General features: G+C 72.5%; 12 protein-coding genes. 5 read left to right on the top strand and 7 right to left on the bottom strand.

Going from position 1 to position 16,237, the window contains the following annotated elements; all coding sequences use genetic code 11:
* Window positions 1-9: 9 nt before the first annotated feature.
* From AB0C27_RS50140 to AB0C27_RS50120, 5 genes are all read right to left on the bottom strand, one after another.
* A complete protein-coding gene (locus tag AB0C27_RS50140) occupies window positions 10-2,925 on the bottom strand; it encodes a TIM-barrel domain-containing protein (RefSeq protein ID WP_357861339.1) in 2,916 nt (971 codons plus the stop codon).
* Window positions 2,926-3,149: 224 nt separating this feature from the next.
* Window positions 3,150-4,427 carry a hypothetical protein gene (locus tag AB0C27_RS50135; protein ID WP_357861336.1) on the bottom strand — a complete coding sequence of 426 codons (1,278 nt, stop codon included), beginning with the start codon at window positions 4,425-4,427 and terminating at the stop codon, window positions 3,150-3,152.
* A gap of 7 nt (window positions 4,428-4,434) precedes the next feature.
* Complete coding sequence (locus AB0C27_RS50130; protein WP_357861333.1) at window positions 4,435-5,313, bottom strand: carbohydrate ABC transporter permease; 879 nt, start codon at window positions 5,311-5,313, stop codon at window positions 4,435-4,437.
* Window positions 5,310-6,149 carry a sugar ABC transporter permease gene (locus AB0C27_RS50125; RefSeq protein ID WP_357861330.1) on the bottom strand — a complete coding sequence of 280 codons (840 nt, stop codon included), beginning with the start codon at window positions 6,147-6,149 and terminating at the stop codon, window positions 5,310-5,312. The genes AB0C27_RS50130 and AB0C27_RS50125 overlap by 4 nt, the downstream gene beginning before the upstream one ends.
* A complete protein-coding gene (locus AB0C27_RS50120) occupies window positions 6,146-6,940 on the bottom strand; it encodes an IclR family transcriptional regulator (RefSeq protein WP_357861328.1) in 795 nt (264 codons plus the stop codon). The genes AB0C27_RS50125 and AB0C27_RS50120 overlap by 4 nt, the downstream gene beginning before the upstream one ends.
* Window positions 6,941-6,987: 47 nt before the next feature.
* On the opposite strand from AB0C27_RS50120, the gene AB0C27_RS50115 reads away from it, so the two are divergent.
* The 3 genes from AB0C27_RS50115 (at window position 6,988) to AB0C27_RS50105 (ending at window position 9,784) form a co-directional block, all read left to right on the top strand.
* Window positions 6,988-8,124 carry a mandelate racemase/muconate lactonizing enzyme family protein gene (locus AB0C27_RS50115; protein WP_357861325.1) on the top strand — a complete coding sequence of 379 codons (1,137 nt, stop codon included), beginning with the start codon at window positions 6,988-6,990 and terminating at the stop codon, window positions 8,122-8,124.
* On the top strand, window positions 8,125-8,994 hold the full coding sequence (locus AB0C27_RS50110) for a dihydrodipicolinate synthase family protein (RefSeq protein WP_357861322.1): 870 nt from the start codon (window positions 8,125-8,127) through the stop codon (window positions 8,992-8,994).
* Between the two features lie 70 nt (window positions 8,995-9,064).
* Complete coding sequence (locus AB0C27_RS50105) at window positions 9,065-9,784, top strand: SDR family NAD(P)-dependent oxidoreductase (RefSeq protein ID WP_357861319.1); 720 nt, start codon at window positions 9,065-9,067, stop codon at window positions 9,782-9,784.
* Window positions 9,785-10,149: 365 nt separating this feature from the next.
* On the opposite strand, the gene AB0C27_RS50100 is transcribed toward AB0C27_RS50105, so the two are convergent.
* Window positions 10,150-10,857, bottom strand: coding sequence for an NAD(P)-binding domain-containing protein (locus tag AB0C27_RS50100; protein ID WP_357861315.1), 708 nt, complete (start codon window positions 10,855-10,857; stop codon window positions 10,150-10,152).
* Window positions 10,858-10,947: 90 nt separating this feature from the next.
* On the opposite strand from AB0C27_RS50100, the gene AB0C27_RS50095 reads away from it, so the two are divergent.
* Window positions 10,948-11,502, top strand: a complete 555-nt coding sequence (locus tag AB0C27_RS50095) for a helix-turn-helix domain-containing protein (protein ID WP_357861312.1) — start codon at window positions 10,948-10,950, stop codon at window positions 11,500-11,502.
* A 9-nt stretch (window positions 11,503-11,511) separates the two neighbouring features.
* Here AB0C27_RS50095 and AB0C27_RS50090 read toward each other — a convergent pair whose 3' ends face one another.
* The gene (locus tag AB0C27_RS50090; RefSeq protein ID WP_357861309.1) at window positions 11,512-11,901 is read right to left on the bottom strand and encodes a hypothetical protein; all 390 of its coding nucleotides are present in this window, start codon (window positions 11,899-11,901) and stop codon (window positions 11,512-11,514) included.
* A gap of 252 nt (window positions 11,902-12,153) precedes the next feature.
* Between AB0C27_RS50090 and AB0C27_RS50085 the strand changes: the two genes are divergently transcribed.
* Complete coding sequence (locus tag AB0C27_RS50085; RefSeq protein ID WP_357861307.1) at window positions 12,154-16,182, top strand: helix-turn-helix domain-containing protein; 4,029 nt, start codon at window positions 12,154-12,156, stop codon at window positions 16,180-16,182.
* Window positions 16,183-16,237: the final 55 nt, after the last annotated feature.

The raw sequence follows: 16,237 nt of genomic DNA, 5'->3' as shown, positions 1-16,237 counted from the left end.
TGGATGGGGTCATTGTGGAGTGGGGGTGAAGCGGACGGCGTCGGCGCGGTGGTTGCCGGCGGCGTTGACGGTGAGGGTCACCGAGGCGAAGCCGTCGAAGGGCCACGTCCCGAGGGAGTGCCACGCGCCTCCCGACGTGGTCTGGTCCACGACCACGTCCTGGCCGCCCACCTGGTACGTCGCCTGCTTGGTACTGGCCGTGTGCGCCGGGAACCAGACGGCCACCTCGTACGAGCCGGCCGGCAGGCGCGCCGACCACGTGGCGGTCGAGCCCTCGGTCGAACTGAACCGGGTGCCGGAGCCGTCGAAGCCCTTCAGGCTGCTCGACGACCAGGTCCCCGTCTCCCGGTACGGCTGCGTGTCCGAGCAGGTGGCCGGGCCGCCCTCGTTGGTCACGACGACCGGGTCGGTGGAAACGGGGGCCGGCACGGTGTGAGGCTCGGAGAGGGGGCCGGTGCCGGCCGCGTTCGTCGCCGCGACCCGGTACTCGCCGGGGGCCACGGCGAGGCTGGTCGCCCCCGTCGTGCTGCCGACCACGGACGAGGCGCAGCCGCCGGTGACGACGTACCCGCGGGCGCCCTTGACCGGCGACCACGACAGCGTCATGCCCTCGTGCGACAGCCCGGCCGGCGCCGCCGCCGGGACGTCGGTCTCGATCGGGAACGGGTGCGCCGCCCTGCCGCCGCCCGACAGCACGTACTGGTGCCCCTTGACCACGGGGAAGCGGATCGCGCCCGTCTTGGCGTCCACGGTGAAGGAGACCCGGCGGCCGGTCCTGGTGTCGGTGACGACCAGCTTGGCGGGGTCCCAGCCGGTGTTCGCGTTGACGATCCTGGTGCCCTGGGAGTCGAAGGATGAGCCGCGCGCGATCGGGTACACCTCCGCGCCCTTGCGCGTGATCAGCACGCCCTTGCCGCCCACGAACACCGGCAGCCGGTCCATCCCGATCGCGTGGTCCTTCAGGGTGCGCGGCCCCTGGTAGACGGCGCCGGTGTCGTAGTCGATCCACTTGCCCGCCGGCAGGTAGACGTCGCGCGTCTGCGCGGTGTCGAAGTCCCGGCCGAAGAGCGGCGCGGCCAGCAGCGACTCGCCGAACATCCACTCGTGGCCGGCGGAGCCGGGGTCGGCGTCGGGGTAGGCGATGGGCAGCGGCGTCATCGCGTACGGGAAGCCGGACTCGTAGCCGTCGAGCACCGCGTCGTAAATGTACGGGTGGAGCGCGTCGTGCCAGAGCGACATCCGCTTCACCGACGCCGCCAGGTCGGGGTCCTCCAGCTCCCACGGCCCCTTGCCGAAGGTCATGACCGGCGTCAGCGCGGCGAACTGCGCGTTGCGCCAGAAGTAGCGCCGGTAGGACGGGTCGGTCAGCGAGGCCTTGGGCGTGCCGCCGACGATGTCGGGCGAGACGTTGCCGGGGCCGGAGGCGGCGATGTTGAGCATGTTCACCGGGATCCGGTCGGGGTCCTCGTGGAAGACCTCGCCGCGGCCGTAGATCGTGTCGTTGATGCGGACGAAGTCGCCGGGCACCGAGTAGGCGGCGTTGCGGACGACGACGAGGTCACCGTCGTCGTGCAGCGCCTTCTGCAGGGCGTTCCAGTTGCCGTCGCGGTTCAGGTTGGGCGCGTACAGCATGGTGTCCTCCTTGACACCGTCCACGCCCCACTTGCGGGTCTGTTCCACGTACCACCGCACGGCCTTCGGGTTCGAGGCGTCCAGCACGTACGTCTCACCCTGCGGGAACTGCGACTTGGTCACCTTGACCGGCAGGAAGTAGCCCTTGGCCAGCGCCTCGGCGGTGAACGGGCCGTCGTTGGCGTTGGGCGCCACCTTGAAGTTGTTGCGCGCGCCGAGCAGCAGGACCATGCCGTTGTCGGCGAAGAGCTTCTTCAGCGCGTCCGGGTCGGGGTAGCGCGGGTTGGGCAGGCCGTCGTCGCGGCCGGGCTCGGGTTTCGAGTCCCACATGCCGAAGCTGTTCGTCGTCCCCTCGGAGGCGTCGCCGCGCGGGCCCGGCCAGAAGCCGGAGCCCACCACGCCCCACTGGAGCGGGTAGCCGTGCTCCTTGAACGCCTTGACGGTCTCGGTCACCGACGACTGGTAGGTGTTCCAGGCCAGCGCCCCGTACGCCTCCCAGCCCAGCCCGAACATCTCCGGCCGGGGCCGGACGTCGGTGTAGCCGTGCCGGTTCCGTACGTCGCGGTAGTCGGCGTAGATCCGCTTGAGGTCGGGGGCGGCGAAGTAGTAGAGGCCCTGCGCGGGATCGACGCTGCCCAGCCGGTTCTCCGACGTGGTCAGGCCGACCCGCTTCTGCCCCTCGTCGAAGAGCACCTCGGCGAAGCGCTGCTTGGGGAAGACCACGAAGGTGGAGATGAACCGCTTGCAGCTGCCCTCGTTGGTGAGGTTGTCGAGGACGATGCCGGTCAGCTCGGTCGTCCGGCGCGCCTCGACCTGGCCGCTGCACGGGGTGTCCTGGTCGGGCTGGCCGTCGGCGTGCGCGCCGTAGTCACCCAGCCCGTACGCGGGCGCCACCGGCCCGGTGCGGAAGTCCGCGCCCCGATCGGCGGTGATCTTCACGTGGCGGGCGGACGGCTGCACCTTGACCCGCAACTTCGCGCCGGTCTCCAAGGTGACGTCGAGCACGGCCGCGCCGCCCGCCCGGCCGGCGAGTTTCGTGGTGGCGGCGTCGGCGTCACCGACGCGCAGGCCGGACTCGGCGTGGGCGGGGGCGATCACGGTGCCGTCGCGCCGGGCGAAAGAGTACCGGAAGCCGGTCTTCTGAATGGTCATGCGGTAGCTGTCGCCGGTGATGACGACGGTGTCGCGGGTGTCGGTGATCGGGCCGGAAGCCGCCTGGGCCGGTACGGCCGGCGCCGTGGCTGCGACGGTGGCGAGCAGGACAAGAGGGATGAGTGAGGGGAAGCGACGCATGAGTCGTCCTCGGGGGGGTCGGTTCGGGCATGTGCGCGGCTGGTGCGGACCGCGCGGGATCGCGCCGAAGGCGTCCACGCCCGCAGCCCGCCGGAGGGCGGGAGCATGCGAGCATGGACCGTGCACCACTGTCGTGACGGGCAGGGGGTGTGAGGGGGCCGCCCGGTGCCGGCGGGACCGCGGAAATGCCGTTCCACGGAACACGCCCGCCCCCGGGCGGTCTTCTACTTCTGCAGACCCTTGGCGGTCTCGGCGGCCTTCGCCAATGCCTCCTTCGCGGACGAGTCGCCGACGAGCACGGCCTGCACCTGTTCGGCGATGGCCGTCTCGATCTGGGCATATCCGGCGTACCGCCAGAAGGGGTTGGCGGTCGCGGTCTTGGTGATCTTCTCGGTCCACTCGGTGGTGAACGCGTCGCCGGACACCTTGGGGTCGGCCAGGCCGGCGGTGGTCGTCGGCGGCAGCTTCACCTGCTCGAAGAAGGTGGCGACGGTGGCGGTGTCGGAGGTGGCGTGCGCGGCGAACTCCACGGCGGCGTCGGCGCCCTCGCCCTCGACCACCGCGATCACGTGCCCCCACAGCAGGGCCTGCGGCGAGTCGCCGGCCTTGAGCACGGGCCGCGACAGCGGCGCCATCTTCTCGGTCAGCGACTTGTCCGGCGCCTGGCTCGCCACCACGCCGCGCGCGATGATCGCGTCGTCGTAGAAGGCCGCCTTGCCCTGGGCGAACAGGGCGCGGGCGTCGAAGCGGTCCACGTCAGGGGCGATCAGCTTGGCGTCGTAGAGCTTCTTGTACCACTCCACGGCCGCCACCGACTGCTCGTCGCCGACGGTGATCGTGTCACCGTCCAGCAGCGGGCTGCCGAACGTGCGCATCCACGGCAGGATGTCCTTGAGCTGGGCCGCCTTGGTGGCGGCGGCGTACGGGATGACACCGTCGAGCGCGGCCACCTTCTTCAGCGCCGCCTCGAACTCCTCGACGGTGGCGGGCACGCCGTCCACCCCGGCCTTCTCCAGCAGCGCGGTGTTGGCGATGAGGCCGATCGAGCCGGTCGTCCAGGGCAGCCCGAGCTGCTTGCCGCCGCTCTGGCCGCTGGACAGCGCCACGTCCGTGTAGCCGCCCTTGGCCGCCGGCGCGGCGAGGTCGCGCAGCTTGCCCATCGCGGCCAGGGCGCCCAGCCACGCCACGTCGAGCTGGATCGCCCCTGTGAGCTGCCCTCCGCGCAGCTTCAGCGTCACCTGGTTGAGGTATTCGTTGTACGGGAACGACGCCGTGGTGATCTTGACGCCCTTGCTGCCGGCGTAACCGTCCACGATGGCTTGCACCGCGGCCTTCTGCGCCTCCTCGTTCAGTGACCAGGAGGTGAAACCGAAGGCTTTGGCAGCGGTGTCGCCCTGAGGGGCGCCGCCTGAGGCGTCGGGGGCACAGGCCGCCAGCGCGGTCACCCCGAGGGTCGACAGGCCGAGCAGCCGCAGGGCGTCCCGGCGGTTGAGCGTGTTCATGGATCTCCTATCCCTTGACCGCGCCGGCCGTGAGCCCGCCCACCAGGTATCGCTGCAGGAACATGAACGCGGCGATGACAGGAAGCGAGACGACGAACGACGCGGCCATGAGGTCTGGCCAGGCGGTTTGGAATTCCCCGAGGTATGTGTGCACCAGCCCCGGCGGCAGGGTCTGCCGCTCGGGGTCGGCGAGGGTGAGGGCGAAGATGAAGTCGTTCCAGGCGCGGACGAACGCGAACAGGCCCGCGGCGATCAGCCCCGGCGCGGCGAGCGGCAGCCCGATCGTGTGCAGCGTCCGCCAGCGCGAGGCGCCGTCGATCGCCGCCGCCTCCATCAGCGTGGACGGCACCGTGTCGAAGATGCCCTTCAGCATCCACACGCACAGCGGCAGCGTGAACGTGGTGAACGACAGGATCAGCGCGGCATAGCTGCCGAGCAGGCCGGTGGCGCTGAAGACGGCGTACAGGGTGACCAGGAGCAGCGCCTGCGGGAAGAGCTGCGAGGCGAGCACGAGGTGCATGAGCGACTTGCGGCCTCGGTAACGGAACTTGGAGAAGGCGTAGGCCATGTACGCCGACACGATCACGCTGAGGATCGCGGTGATCACCGACACGATGACGCTGTTCGCCAGATATCGGAAAAGCTGCTGGTTCTCCGCCAGCCGGGCGAAGTGCTCGAAGGTGATCTCGGTCGGGATCAGCGACGGCGGGAAGCTGAAGGCCCGCTCGTCGGGGGTGAGCGCCGTGACCACCAGCCAGTAGACCGGCGCCAGGCCGAACAGGCCGATGACGAGGACGGCGATCCAGGCCGCCACGCGGGAGCGGTTGACCGGCCTTCGCCGCCCGGCCCTGGTCGCCGGCACGGACGCACTCAGTGTCACCGTCATGACGCCTCCTTGCGCAGGTAGAACACCATGAGCACGAGCAGCAGCACCATCCACAGCCCGCCCAGGGCGGTGGCGTGGCCCAGGTCGAACCCCTTGAACGCCGTGTCGTAGACGGCCACCGCGAACGTCTTGGTGGCGCCGGCCGGGCCGCCGCCGGTGAGCACGTAGATGGTGTCGAAGTGCTGGAAGTTCCAGATGAACTCCAGCAGGAAGACGATCCCGGCGATGCCCTTCATGTGCGGCACCGTGACCGACCTGAACCGGCGGATCGTGCCCGCGCCGTCCACGGAGGCGGCCTCGTGCAGCTCCTTCGGCATCGTCTGCAGACCCGCGAGCAGCATGACCATCATCCAGGGGAAGCTGGCCCACGTCTTGGTGACGATCACCGCGGCCATCGCCGTGCCGGGCTGTCCCAGCCAGCTGATCTCGGTGCCCAGCAGCCCGTTCAGCACGCCGTAGTTCGCGTTGAAGATCCACAGCCAGAGGAACGACACGACCACGGCCGGGATCACCCAGGGGAACAGGAACACGCCGCGCAGCCAGCCGGGCAGCCCGGAGTTGAGCGCGAGCGCCAGGATGTAGCCGAGCACGAACGGGATCACGCTCGCGCCGATGGTGAAGACCAGCGTGTTGCGCAGCACCGGCCAGAAGTCCCCGCCGAGCAGGTCGGCGAAGTTGGCCAGACCGACGAACGTCCGTCCAGGACGCACCAGGCTCTGCTCGAAGAAGCCGGTGACCAGCGCGGACACCAGGGGGTAGGCGATGATCGCGAGGAACAGCGCCACACCCGGCGCCATCAGCAACCAGGCGAACTGCCCGTTGGTCAGCTTCCTCATGTCCGGCTGCCCAGCAGGTGGGCGGGGCCGACGTACCCCAGGCCGATGCTGACGGAGTCGGCGGTCTCGATGATCGTCCTGGCCAGTTCGGCCTCGCGGGCCGCCAGGTCGATCGCCGACAGCGGCCCGGAGATGGAGATAGCCGCCACCACCGCGCCGGACCGGTCGCGGATCGGCGCGGCCACGCACGCGCGGCCGAAGGCCAGCTCCTCGACCTCGGTCGCGTAGCCGCGGCCGAGCACGGTGGCCAGCTCCTCGTCCAGGCGGTCGTGGGCGGTGATCGTGCTCGGGGTGAACGGCGGCATCTCGGGCAGCAACGCGCGGCGTTCGGCCGCCGTCAGGCCGAGCAGCAGGCACTTGCCGATGCCCGTGGCGTACAGCGGCTTGCGCTGGCCGGTCAGGACGAAGGAGCGCGGAGCCAGCCTGCCCTCGAAGTTGGCCAGGTAGAACATCGAGTCGTCCCGCCTGATCGCCACGTTCACGCCCAGGCCGAGGGCCGCGGCGAGGTCCTGCGCGATCTGCCGCGCCTCGCGGTGGACCGGGTGCTGGTTCAGCGCCACCCCGCCGAGCGTGATCGGCGCGGTGCCGAGCCGGTAGAGGCCGCTCACCTCGTCGCGCTCGACGAACTCCAGCGTCTCCAGCGTGGCGAGCAGCCGCGACGCGGTGGACGTGCCCAGCCCGGTGGCCTTCGCGACGTCCGACACGCGTAGCTCGGGGCGACCGGTCAAGAACGCCCGGAGCACGGAGATCGCCCTCTCTACGCTCTGATTATTGCCCTGATCGGATGCCATCCTGTCTCCATTGCAATCGCCGTGCACTATGTGGGATCGTGGCGCACATGTCGCAAATCCGTCAAGTGCGCTGCTTCCCGGTGAAGATCCGGCACGAGGCCGCCTACTTGGGCACCCCGCCACAGGAGGAGGGCTACTTCCTGCGCCCGCCGTGGCGCAGCCTCTACTCCGCCCGGTTCGAGACGCTGCTCGTCTCGATCACCTGCGAGGACGGCACCACAGGCTGGGGCGAGGCCCTGGCCCCCGTCGCGCCCGAGGTGCCGGCGGCCATCGTCGACAGGCTGCTCGCCCCCGCGCTGATCGGCCAGGACCCCACCCGGGTCCGGCCGCTGTGGGAGCGGCTGAGCGGCCTGATGCGCGAACGCGGTCACCTGACCGGGCACCAGGCCGACGCGCTCGCCGCCGTCGACATCGCCCTGTGGGACCTGGCCGGCAAGCTCACCGGGCTGAGCGTCGCGGCCCTGCTCGGCGGCGCGTTCCGGGAGAACGTCCCCGTGTACGTGAGCGGCCTGCCCCGCCCGACCGACGACGAACGCGCGGCCCTGGCCAAGGAGTGGGCCGCCAAGGGCGCCATCTCGGTCAAGCTCCACCTCGGCCACGGCGTCGAGGAGGACCTGGCCACCGTGGACGCGGTCGCCGCGTCGGGCCTGCGGGTGGCCGTGGACGCCCACTGGGTCTACGACGTGCCTTCGGCGGTACGGCTGGCGCGCGGCCTGGCCGAGCGCGGGGCCCTGTTCCTGGAGGCACCGCTCGCGCCCGAGGACGTGGAGGGGCACCGGGAGCTCGTGCGGCGAGCCGAGCTGCCGATCGCCGTGGGCGAGACGCTGCGCAATCGTTACGAGTTCGCGCACTGGCTGTCGCGGCGCGCGCTGGGCCTGGCTCAGCCGGACGTCGGGCGTACCGGGATCACCGAGCTGATGTCCATCGCCGAGCTGGCCGCGGCGCACCACGTGCCGGTGGCGCCGCACCACTCGACCGGGCTGGGCGTCGCCCTGGCGGCGGGACTGCACGTCAGCGCGGCCCTCGGGAACCTTTCCCTCTTCGAGTACCAGCCCACCACCTGCGAGGTGGCCGGCGCGATTCTCACCGCGCCGCTGCCCGGCGGTCCGGGCGGCTTTCCCCTTCCCTCCGGTCCCGGGCTGGGCGTGGAGGTCGACATCACCACCCTGAAAGAGGAGTCGTAAGTGCCCATTTCCGGACTTATCCCGATTCTGGCTACGCCGTTCACCGCGGCCGGCGAGCTGGACGTGCCCAGCCTGCGCCGGCTGACCGAGTGGCAGTTCGCCGCCGGCGCCGACGGCGTCGCGGTGTTCGGCATGGCCAGCGAGGGCTTCGCGCTCACCACCCCCGAGCGCGCCCGGATCCTGACCGAGGTGCGCCAGGCGGCCGGATCCCGCCCTGTGGTCGCCGGAGTCGGCTCGACCAGCACGGCGACCGCGGTGGAGCAGGCCCTGGCCGCGGCGGAAGGAGGCGCGGACGCCCTGATGGTGCTGCCGCCGTACCTGGTCAAGCCGTCGGGGGCGCAGCTCGTCGACTTCTACGGCGTCGTGGCCGAGCGGGCGGGCATCGACGTGATGGTCCAGGACGCGCCCGGCGCCACCGGCGTGTCCATGCCCGAGTCGCTGATCGTGGAGCTGAGCAAGCTCGACGGCGTCACCTCGGTCAAGATCGAGGCCCCGCCCACCGCGCCCAAGGTCGGCGCCGTCGCCGCCAAGGTGGGCGGCGACTTCGCGGTGTTCGGCGGCCAGAACGCGCTGTTCTGCCTGGAGGAGTACGCGCGCGGAGCGGTCGGCACGATGCCCGCCTGCGAGTTCACCGACCTGCTCGCGCCGATACTGAAGGAGCCCCGGCAGGACGCCTTCGCCCGGCTGCTCCCGCTGATCCGCTTCGGCATGCAGCCCGGCCTGGCCTGGGCGGTGCACAAGGAGGTGCTGGTACGGCGCGGCCTGATCGAGTCGGCGACCGTCCGCTCCCCCGCCAGGCCCCTCGACCCCGGCACCCTGACCGCCCTGGACGAGGTCCTGGCCGCCCTGCCGGAACTGGGCGCAGCATGACCCGCCCTGCCGGCACCGGGACCCGCCCCTCAACGGAGGACCGCAACACCACCCCGCGCCTGGGGGCCGGATGACCACCGCCCTCCTCGCCGGCGGAAACTCCCCGATCGGGCTCGCCATCGCCGAGGCCCTGGCCCGCGACGGCCACCGCGTCATCGGCACCGGCCTAGACCCCTGTGACAACCCGGTCTACACCCGCTTCGAAACGGCCGACCTGTCCGCCCCGGAGCAGGCCGACCGGGTGGTCCGCACGGCCGTGGACACCCTCGGCGGACTCGACGTCCTGGTACTGGCCACGGCCGTGATGCCGGTCGCGCCGATCACCAGGACCACCGACGAACAGTGGCAGACCGCCATCGGAGCGACCCTGGACGCCGCCTTCCACCTGTGCCGCGCGGCCCTGCCGCACCTGACGCGGGCGGTGGTGGCGGTCGGCTCGGTCAACTCCTTCCTATCCGCTCCCGGCCTGCCCGCGTACGCGGCGGCCAAGGGCGGGCTGGACGCGCTGATGCGCCAGATCGCCCTGGAGTACGGCCCGGCCGGAATCAGGGCGAACGTCGTCGCCCCGGGCCTGATCGGCGGCGAAGACCTGGAGCACGCCGCGGACGGCTACCCGATCGGCCGCACCGGCACCCCGCAGGACGTGGCCGAAGCGGTCGCCTTCCTGGCCTCGCCCGCGGCCTCGTTCATCACCGGCGTGACCCTCCCGGTGGACGGCGGCCTATCGATCGCCTCCCCCGCCGCCTACCTCCGCCCCGACCTCCGCGCCCGCTTCACCCCGGCGCCGTAGCGACGGAACACCGTGCTGGGTGAAGATCGAGGCCCCGTCACCATGGCGACACACGACCAAGTCGTATGACCTGGTGCGGCGGAAAGGGGTTCGCGTGTCCCTTTCCCACCGCTTCTTCAATACCGCTCTGGCAGCCGGCGGTCGGGAATTCATGCGAATGCCCGGACCAAGCTGGCGAGGGTCGACGGCCACCTTGCCCACCGCGTGGTTCTGTACGGCGGTCTGGGCAGCGGCGGTCAGTCGGTCGGGTTGACGCCCGAGACGTGGACGCGGATGCGGACCTCGCCGGGGCCGGGTTCGGGCACGTCACGCTCGATGAGTTCCAGGACGGAGGGGGTCGCCGATCTTGCGGTAGATGACGGCTTTCATGCCGCTTCTCCCGGACGTACGGCCGCTGCCAGTGCCGTGCGGAGTTCGTCGGCGGTGACCGGACCGCCGGGGTCATCCGCGGTCATCTCCTGCTGATCCTTGAAGTACAGCCCGACGTACGCGGGAGCGTCGCGCTGGAAGCGCCAGCTGTCGGCGAGCGGGCCGGTGTCGAGGACGTCGAAGCCGAGCAGGTCGATCAGCCGGGTGGCGGCGGCCTTGGCCTCCGTCGTGTCACCGGCGATCGGCAGCGCCGAACGGTCGGGCGCCCCGGCCGGGCGCGGCAGTGAGAGCAGGTGTTTGACCCAGATGTTGTTGAACGCCTTGACGACCTCGCCGTCCAGCAGGTGCCGCTGGAGCAGTTCGCTGGTCGTGACCTGCTCGGCGTCCAGCTCGGCGATCGAGCCGTCGCGTTCGGGATAGTAGTTGGTGGTGTCGAGCACGACCTTGCCGGCCAGCGGCGCCGCCGGGACCCGGCGGTGGTGCTTCAGCGGCACCGCGACCACGACCCAGTCTCCTGCTGCCGCCGCCTGCGCCGGAGTGGCGGCGCGGGCCCGTGGGCCCAGCTCCGCGACCAGGTCGGCCAGGGTTTCCGGGCCTCGGGAGTTGCTGAGGACGACGTTCAGACCGGCGTCGACGGCGAGCCGGGCGAGTGCGCCGCCGATGTTGCCGCTGCCGATGAGCCCCAAAGTGAGTTGGTCGGCCATGCGAGGACCTCCTAGAATCGGGATGGGCGTCCCGCTTGTTTGGAACTATACGGGATGGCCGTCCCGCTTGTCGACGGAGAGGTGCCGACCATGACGGACGAGCGCGCGTTGCGGGCCGACGCACGGCGTAACCGCGCCCGCGTCCTGGAGGTGGCGGCCGAGGTGTTCGCCACCGAGGGCCTGTCCGTACCGGTGCACGAGATCGCCCGCCGCGCCGGGGTCGGCACCGGGACGGTGAGCCGGCATTTCCCCACGAAAGAGGATCTCCTCGTCGCGATCATGTCCAACCGGCTGGTGCGGCTCACCGCCGAGGCCGACGAGATCGCCCGCAGGGAAGACCCCGGCACCGCCTTCTTCGCCCTCTTCACCGCCCTGGTACGAGAGGGCGCGTCCGACTGCGGGCTCGCCGAACTGGCCGGAACCGAGCGCCGGCTCGACGCCCTCGGTCAACGCGCGGGCGCCGACCTGTGCGGCCGGCTGCACGAACTGCTCGCCACCGCCCAGAAGGCGGGCAACGTACGGGCCGATGTCGGTTACGCGGACATCAGGGCGCTGATGTCCGCGTGCATGAGCAGAAAGGAAGACCCGCTGGGGCCGATCCTCTCCGTCGTCATCGACGGGCTGCGAGGCGGCGCCAGCGGGTGAGATCGTCCGCTAACCGAGGAAGGACACCTGGAAGCCGATGTTCGACAGCGCCGTGAAGTCGCAGGGATCGGTGCCGAACACGGACTGGCAGGGCCCCGGACCCCAGTTGGTGACGTCTCCGTCGGGGATGAGTCGCACGTTCGATCCGAAGGGGACCAGGTGCACGCAGTTCGAGACGGAGCAGGTGGCGACGCGCGGCCCGTTGACGTGGACGGCCACCGAGCCGTAGAAGCCGGTCAGGTGCAGGTTCACGGCGACGTCCGCGATGGCGCGGGCCGTGCCGGCGGGGAGGACGAGCGCGACGATCAGCGCGGACGTGAGGAACGACGCCCCTCGCCGTCCCAGGTGTCGTAGGAGCCGCGCGGCGAGCCGGCCGGGGGCGGAAGTCGATGCTGTCATGAGCGTGGACCCTCCGTTGATGTTCGAGACCGTGGGTGGCCGGCTCTGAATGCCGGCCGCGGCCGGCTCCTTACGCCGGCCGCCGATAGGCCGACCGTGCGGCGGCATGCGCCCAGGCCGCAACTGGGGCCGAATCATCCGTACAAGGCCGTACAAGGTGAGATGGGTGGTTGTAACCAGTTGTGATCGGCCGGCGACATACAGGTGACGCCGGACGACGGCGCGTAGCCGCACGACTGCAGAGGAGGCCGTGTGTCACCATCCGCCCACGCCGTTCCGGATCGTCCCGATCCGGGCAGGATCGCCACCCGTCAGGAGTTCGGGCGCGAGCTCTCGTCGCTGCGCGAGCGGGCCGGGCTGACCGTACGGCAGGTGGCGGCCAAGGCCGGCGCGTACGGCGCGCACAGCACCCTCGGTGACTGGTTCGCCGGCCGGGGGCTGCCCTCGACGTCGTCGCGTGACCTGCTGGTACGGGTGCTCGAAGCGTGCGGCGTGGCCGATCCGGCACAGACCGATGCCTGGCTGGCCGCCTGGCGGCGGGTACGGCGGGCACCCGGGCGCCGCGTCGCCGGTCCCGAGCCGTATCGAGGGCTGGCCGCGTACCAGCCGGAGGACGCGGGCTGGTTCTTCGGGCGGCGGGCGCTGACCGACCGGCTGATCGAGCAGGTGGCCGGGATGAGGGCGGCGGGCGGGGGCGTGCGGCTGGTGGTGGGGCCCTCAGGGTCGGGCAAGTCGTCCCTGCTGCGGGCCGGCGTGGTCGCGGCCCTCCGTGACGGCGCCATCCCCGGTTCCGCGCACTGGCCGGTGGTCGTGATCGTCCCTGGTGCGCGGCCGGTCACCGAGCTGGCCGTCCGGCTGGCGGCCCTGGCCGGCGTGCCGGCGGACGAGGTCGCCGCCGCCATCCGCGAGGATCCCGGAGCCGCCGCCCGGTACGCCGCCGCGGCCGTCCGCGAGGATCCCGCGGCCGCCGCCCGGTATGCCGGAGGGGCGGGTGGCGGGGCGCTGGTGCTGGTGGTGGACCAGTTCGAGGAGGTGTTCACCGCGTGCGGGGACGAGGCGGAGCGGCGCTGTTTCATCGCCGCCGTACGCGCCGCGGCCACGCCGCCCGGCGGCGCGCTCGTCCTGCTGGGGCTGCGGGCCGACTTCTACGCGGCGGCGTTGCGGCATCCCGAGCTGGTCGCGCTCGCGCAGGACGGCCAGCTCGCCGTCGGCCCGATGGAGGAGCCAGAACTGCGCGAGGCCATCGTGGAGCCGGCCAGACGCGCCGGCGTCGAGATCGAGGACGGCCTGGTCGAGCTGCTGCTGCGGCAGGTCGCCCCGGCCGTGGGCGGCGGGGCGCACCAGACCGGCGGCGGGACACATCAGGCCGGGGGCGGCGGGGCACCCGAGGTCGGCGGCGGGGCGTACCAGACCGACAACAAAGCGCATCAGGCCGGCGGGGCGCACGAGGTCGGCGTGCTCCCCCTGCTGTCGCACGCCCTCTACACCACCTGGCACCAGGGCCAGGGCCGGAGCATGACCGTGGCCGCCTACCGCGCGGTGGGCGGCATCGAGGGCGCGGTGGCGGCCAGCGCGGACGCCGTGCACAACGGGCTCTCCGGCCGCCGCCGCGAGCTGGCCCGCCGCCTCTTCCTGCACCTGGTGCACGTCGCGCCCGACACCGGCGACACCCGGCGCAGGGCCACCGTGGCGGAGCTGCTCGACGGCTGCGACGGCGACGAGGCGGCCGAGATGGAGGAGGTGCTCGACCGGTTCGTCGCGCGTCGGCTCATCACCGCGGACGCGGACACCGTAGAGATCAGCCATGAGGCCCTGCTGCGCGCCTGGCCGCTGCTGCGGTCCTGGGTGGACGCCGACCGTGCCGGGCTGGTCCTCGCGCGCAGGCTCGCCGCCGACGCCGCGGTCTGGGTGCGGCTGCGCCGCGACCCCGACGCGCTCTATCGCGGCGGGCGCCTGGTCGCGGCGCAGGAGTGGGCCGCCGGCTATGACGGGCGGCTTCCGGCCGACGCGCGGGAGTTCCTGGAGGCGAGCGTGCGCCAGTCCCGGCGGCGGACCCGCCGGTTGCACCAGGTCGTCGCCACGCTCGCGACCCTGCTGGTGCTGGCCCTGGTCGCGTCCGTCCTGGCGGTACGCGCCCAGCGTGCCGCCGCCGAGGCGGAGCGCACCGCCACGTACCAGCGTGACCAGGCACTCTCGCGCAAGACCGCGACGGACGCCGGCGCCCTGCGCGCCACCGATCCCGGCCTGGCCGCGCAGCTCGCCCTGGCCGCCTACCGGCTGTTACCCACCGCCGAGGCCAGGGGCGGCCTGCTCAGCGCGGTGGCCGGAATGCCGGCGACGCTGCTCACCGGTCACGAGAACGCCGTCTACGGGGCCACGTTTCAGGCCGGCGGACGGCTGCTGGCCACGGCGAGCACCGACAGGACGATCCGGCTGTGGGACGTACGCCGTCCGCATCGCCCGGAGGCCCTGCCGGTGCTGCGCGGTCACGCCGGGGCGGTGCTGGCGGTGAGGTTCGCCCCCGGCGGACACCTCCTGGCCACGGCCGGTGACGATCGCACGGCCCGGCTGTGGGACGCGACCGACCCGCGCGCGCCCCGCCCGCTGGCCGTGCTGACCGGCCACACCCAGGGCATCCGGCACGTGTCGTTCAGCCCGAGCGGCCACACCCTGGCGACGGCGGGCCACGATGGCGTCCCCCGGTTGTGGGACGTCTCCGACCCCTCGCATCCGCACCTGGCCGCCGAGCTGCCCGTCGAGCCCGGCACGATGACGACGGCGGTCTTCGCCCCGTCCGCGGACGTCCTGGCCACGGCCGGGCCCGGGAACACCGCGCTGCTGTGGGACGTCGCCGATCCGCGCCGCCCCCGGCGCCTGGCCGCCCTCGAAGGCCACACCGCCGCGATCCTGGCCGCGCGCTTCAGCCCCGACGGCCGTACGCTCGCCACCTCCGGCTTCGACAACACGATCCGGCTCTGGGACGTCGCCCGCCCGCGCGAGCCGAAGCCGGCCGGCACCCTCACCGGGCACACCAACGGCGTCGCGGCGCTGGCGTTCAGCCCGGACGGCCGGCGGCTGGCCAGCGGCGGCTACGACATGACCGTACGGCTGTGGGACCTCCAGCGGCCCGCGAGCCGCCCTCTGACCCTGACCGGGCACGCCGACACGGTCCTCGCCGCGGAGTTCCAGCCCGGCGGCGACACGCTCGCCACCACCTCCAGAGAGGGAAATGTCCGGCTGTGGCACCTGGGGGCGCCGCTGATCGGGGGACACGACGGCACCGTCTACACGGTCGCCGTCAGCCCCGACGGCCGAACCCTGGCCACGGGGGCAGACCGGACGGCGCGGCTGTGGAGCCTGACCCCCGGGCATCCGCCCGCGCCGCAGGCCGTACTGACCGGTCACACCGACGGCATCGTCCGCGCGGTGTGGCGGCCGGACGGCAAGGTGCTCGCCACCGCCGGCCTCGACTTCACGGTCCGGCTCTGGCAGGCCGGCGCCGGCGGGCGCGCCGGCCCGCTCGCCACCATCAGGGCCCACACCGACAACGTGTACTCGGCCGCCTTCGATCCGTCCGGGCGGACGCTGGTCACCGTGGGCGCCGACCGCGCCCTGCGGACGTGGGACGTGAGCGATCCGCGCCACCCCCGGCCGCTGGCGACGGTCACCGGGCACGGCGACACGGTTCTCGCGGTGGCCTTCTCCCCCGACGGCCGCACCCTGGCCACCGGGAGCGCCGACCGCACCGTACGGCTGTGGGACGTCACCGACACCCGCCACCCGGCCGTCACCACCACGCTGAGCGGCCACCGCAACGCCGTCAACGACGTGGCGTTCAGCCCGGACGGCCGCCGGCTGGCCTCAGCGGGCGCGGACGGCGTGGTCCTGCTCCACGACCTCGCCGCCCGGCCCGCCCAGTCGCCGCCCGTGCCGCTGACCGGCCACGCCGGCTCCGTCGCCGCCGTGACCTTCCAGCCGGGGGGCCGGCTGCTCGCCTCCGCCGGCTTCGACGCCACCGTGCGCCTGTGGGACCTCACGCGTACCGGCAGGACCGACGCCATGGTCACGCTGAGCGGCCACACCGATCGGGTGTACGCCGCCGCGTTCGGCCCGGACGGCCGCACGCTGGCCACCGGCGGCGTCGACGCGACCGTCCGGCTCTGGGAGACCGACGCCGGCCACGCCGCCCGGCAGGCCTGCGCGCTCGCCCATCCCGTGATCAGCCCGGCGGAATGGGCCCGCCGCCTGCCCGGTCTTCCCTACCGTCCTCCCTGTCCATGAGCGGGCCCATGAGCGGGCCCATGAGCGTGCCAGTGAGCGTGCCCGTGAGCGGGCG

This window comes from Nonomuraea sp. NPDC048882 (genome assembly GCF_040649755.1).
Lineage (GTDB): Bacteria > Actinomycetota > Actinomycetes > Streptosporangiales > Streptosporangiaceae > Nonomuraea > Nonomuraea maheshkhaliensis.
This window is presented reverse-complemented; position numbering and strand designations above follow the sequence as displayed.